Below are 3427 nucleotides of genomic sequence, written 5' to 3'. Positions count from 1 at the left end.
CCCGACGCGCGCGTCGGGTCGACCATGCCGTGATCACGCCGTGATGCTAACCCGTCGCGGAGGCCGGTCGTCCGGTTCCGCCGGGCGAGAGCGTCAACTCGCCAGGCGAATGACCGGTTTGCTTCGGCGGGCGCCTCGTGGGTCAGGCGTCGAACGGCCACGGGGCCCTGTCGGCTACGCGGCCGCGGCGGGTGCCTCGGTGCCGGTCGGCTGCCGTTCCGCCTCCGTCCCCGGGACGGTGGTCCGCGCCGCCGGAATAAGGGCGGCCACCGCCGCGGCGACGAGTGCCGCGCCGCCGCCGATGGTCAGGCCGGTGCGGAAGCCCGCCTCCGAGGGCAGGGAGAAGCCGCCGAGCGTGGTGGTCATCTGGGCGAGGACCACACCGATCACCGCGGCGGCGGTGGACGTGCCGAGCGCGCGCATCAGGGTGTTGAAGCTGTTCGCGGAGGCGGTCTCGGACAGCGGCACCGTGCTCATGATCAACGCGGGCATCGCCCCGTACGCCAGGCCCACCCCGGAGCTGACGACGAGGGAGACGATCAGCAGACCCCAGGTGGAACTCATCAGGGCCAGCGAGACACCGTAACCGGTCGCGATCACCAACGAGCCCGTGACCAGGGTGAACTTGGGGCCGCGGGCGTTGGTGAGCTTCCCGCCGAGCGGCGAGAGCACCATCATCATCAGCCCGGCCGGGGCCATCCACAGCGCCATCGCCAGCATCGACTGCCCCAGTCCGTAACCGGTGGCCTCGGGCAACCGGAGGAGCTGAGGGGTGATCAGCGACTGCGCGTACATGCCGAACCCGACGAGGACCGAGGCGACGTTGGTCAGCACGACGCGCGGGTGCGCGGTGGTGCGCAGGTCGACCAGCGGCTCACGGGTACGCAGCTCCCAGAAGCCCCAGGACAGCAGCAGGACCACCGCGCCGGCGAAGAGACCCAGGGTCGTCGCCGAACCCCAGCCCCAGTCCGCCCCCTTGGACACCGCGAGCAGCAGACACACCACTCCCCCGCCGAGGCCGAGGGCGCCGACGAAGTCGAAGCGCTGCCCCTTCGCGCCGGCCGGGGTCTCGGGGACGAGGAACCAGATCATGGCGGTCACGGCCAGGGCGAGCCCCGCGGAGCCCCAGAACAGCACACGCCAGCTGGCGTACTGGGCGACGGCCGCAGCGATGGGCAGGCCGAGACCGGCGCCGATGCCGAGGGAGGCGCTGACCAGGGCGATGGCGGAGCTGAGCTTCTCGGGGGCCATGACGTCACGCAGCAGGCTGATGCCGAGCGGCACCACCCCCATGCCGACGCCCTGGAGGCCCCGGCCCACGATCATCGGCACGACCGTCGAGGACAGGGCGCACACCACCGAGCCCGCCACCAGCGGGACACAGCACACCAGCAGCATCCGCCGCTTGCCGTGGAGATCACCGAGGCGCCCGCCGACCGGACCGAAGACGGCGCCCGTGAGCAGCGTCGCGGTGATCACCCAGGAGGCGTTGGCCGCACTGGTGTCGAGGATCGTGGGCAGATCGGTGAGCAGCGGCGTCACCAGTGTCTGCATGATCGCGGCGACGATCCCGGCGAGCGCCAGCGTCGCGATGACGCCGCCCGGGCCTGCGGGCGTAGAGGGGTGGGCGGTCAAGGGTTTCCTCCGTGCGTGGACCGGCGACTGGGGCATACGTCATACACCTGGCGTGCAGGATACACGCGACGTGTATGGCACCCGCCTTGTGCATCATGCACATCACCTGGACAGAGGGCGGCCCGGCGGGATGGAAGGATCGCCCCTGCGGTGTCCGCTAGGAGAGGTAGGCGACGTGGAAGAACCGACGCGCCGGGTCGAGTACGAGAACATGCTGCTCGGGCGCTACCAGCATCTGAGCAAGAGCAAGGGGCGCCGCAAGGACTCCACGCTGGAGCGCAGCGCGTACATCCTGCTGAGCCGGATCCGGGTCGAGGGACCCATGTCGATCAGCGAGTTGAGTGACGCCTTCGGCCTGGACGCCTCCACGCTGCGCCGGCAGACCGCCGCCGCCCTGCGGGCCGGGCTGGTCGAGCACACCCTGGACCCCGACGGCGGGGTGGCCCGCAAGTTCCGTATCACCGACGAGGGCGAGCGCCGCCTCGACGAGGAGCGCGAGGGAAACGTCAGCACCCTCGCGATGGTCCTGGCCGACTGGTCCGACGAGGACATCGCCGGGTTCGCCGACTACCTCCAGCGCTTCAACACCAGCATCGAACGGCTGGCCGGGAAGCCGTGGCCGCGCCCGTAGACCGGCAGAGCCGCAGTCGCGTGGCCCGTCAGTCCCGTAGTCCCGTAGTCCCGTAGTCCGGCGGTCCCGTAGTCCGGCAGCAGCCCCTCAGCGCGTGGCGGAGGTCGACGCGACGGGCGCACTGCCGCGTGCACGCGGGTAGTCTCCGGGGCATGCGGATCTCCGTCTCCTCGGACATGGACGAACCCGTGGCCCGTCTCCTCGTCGAGGAGTTGCGCGACCGCGGTCACGACGTGCTGCCGCACGGGGCGCTGCGCCCGGGGGACGACCCCCAGTGGGCGGCGTGCTCGGAGGCCGCGGCGCGGGAGGTCGCCTCCGGTGCGGCGGACCAGGCCGTCGTGTGCTGCTGGACCGGCACCGGCGCGTCGATCGCCGCCAACAAGGTGCCGGGCGTGCGGGCCGCCCTGTGCACGGACGCCTACACGGCGGACGGCGCCCGGCGCTGGAACGACGCCAATGTGCTGGCGATCGGTCTGCGGCTGACCTCCGCCCCGCTGCTGAAGGAGATCCTCGACGCCTGGTTCGCCGCCGAGGCCAGCCAGGACACCGAGGACCGGGAGAACGTCGCCAGGGTCGAGCGGCTCGACCTCAGGGCTGGATGAACACCGGCCTCGCCCAGGCAGGCGGCTCCGGCGGCGGTTCGGGTGCGCCGCTCGTGGGCGTCCGCGCGGTGCGGGTCGGCGGGTGCCCGGTCGGCGTGCCGTGGCGCGTACCGGCGACCCTGAGCGCGGCCACGAAGGACAGGCACGAGTCGTAGCGGTCGTCGGGGCTCTTGGCCAGCGCCCTCGCCAGCACGTCGTCGACGGACGCCGGCAGATCGGGGCGCTGCTCGGTCAGCGGCGGCGGCTGGTCGTACTGATGGGCCCAGAGCAGCGCCATGTCGTCGTCGCGCTGGAAGGGCGGGCGCCCGGCGAGGGTCTCGTGGACGACGCAGGCGAGGCTGTAGACGTCGCAGCGGCCGTCGACGGGCTTGCCGGAGATCTGCTCCGGGGCCACATAGTCGAGTGTCCCCACGAACTGGCCGACGGTGGTGAACCCGGTCAGCGACAGCGATTTCTTCGTCAGGCCGAAGTCGGTGAGGTAGACGTGCTCGGGATGATCGCTGTCCGTGCCCTGCGCGACCAGGATGTTGCCGGGCTTGACGTCCCGGTGCACCAGACC

The 3427-nt window shown here is 71.8% G+C and carries 4 protein-coding genes; 2 read left to right on the top strand and 2 right to left on the bottom strand.

The genetic code is table 11. The features are described 5' to 3' along the window. Positions 1 to 174 precede the first annotated feature (174 nt). Complete coding sequence (locus tag AOK15_RS30790; RefSeq protein ID WP_420876998.1) at positions 175 to 1671, bottom strand: MFS transporter; 1497 nt, start codon at positions 1669 to 1671, stop codon at positions 175 to 177. Between the two features lie 139 nt (positions 1672 to 1810). On the opposite strand from AOK15_RS30790, the gene AOK15_RS30785 reads away from it, so the two are divergent. Both AOK15_RS30785 and AOK15_RS30780 read left to right on the top strand, forming a co-directional pair. Next, positions 1811 to 2266, top strand: coding sequence for a MarR family winged helix-turn-helix transcriptional regulator (locus tag AOK15_RS30785; RefSeq protein ID WP_055521617.1), 456 nt, complete (start codon positions 1811 to 1813; stop codon positions 2264 to 2266). Between the two features lie 152 nt (positions 2267 to 2418). Beyond that, positions 2419 to 2868, top strand: coding sequence for an RpiB/LacA/LacB family sugar-phosphate isomerase (locus tag AOK15_RS30780; protein ID WP_055521616.1), 450 nt, complete (start codon positions 2419 to 2421; stop codon positions 2866 to 2868). Here the strand turns inward: AOK15_RS30780 and AOK15_RS30775 are convergent. Continuing rightward, a partial coding sequence (locus AOK15_RS30775) for a serine/threonine-protein kinase (RefSeq protein ID WP_157870422.1) occupies positions 2855 to 3427 on the bottom strand: 573 nt, incomplete at its 5' end. The genes AOK15_RS30780 and AOK15_RS30775 overlap by 14 nt on opposite strands.

Origin of the sequence: Streptomyces ossamyceticus, from assembly GCF_001418475.1 — a bacterium.
Lineage (GTDB): Bacteria > Actinomycetota > Actinomycetes > Streptomycetales > Streptomycetaceae > Streptomyces > Streptomyces ossamyceticus.
Note: the sequence above shows the minus strand (reverse complement) of the source record. Positions and strands in the feature narration are given on the sequence as shown.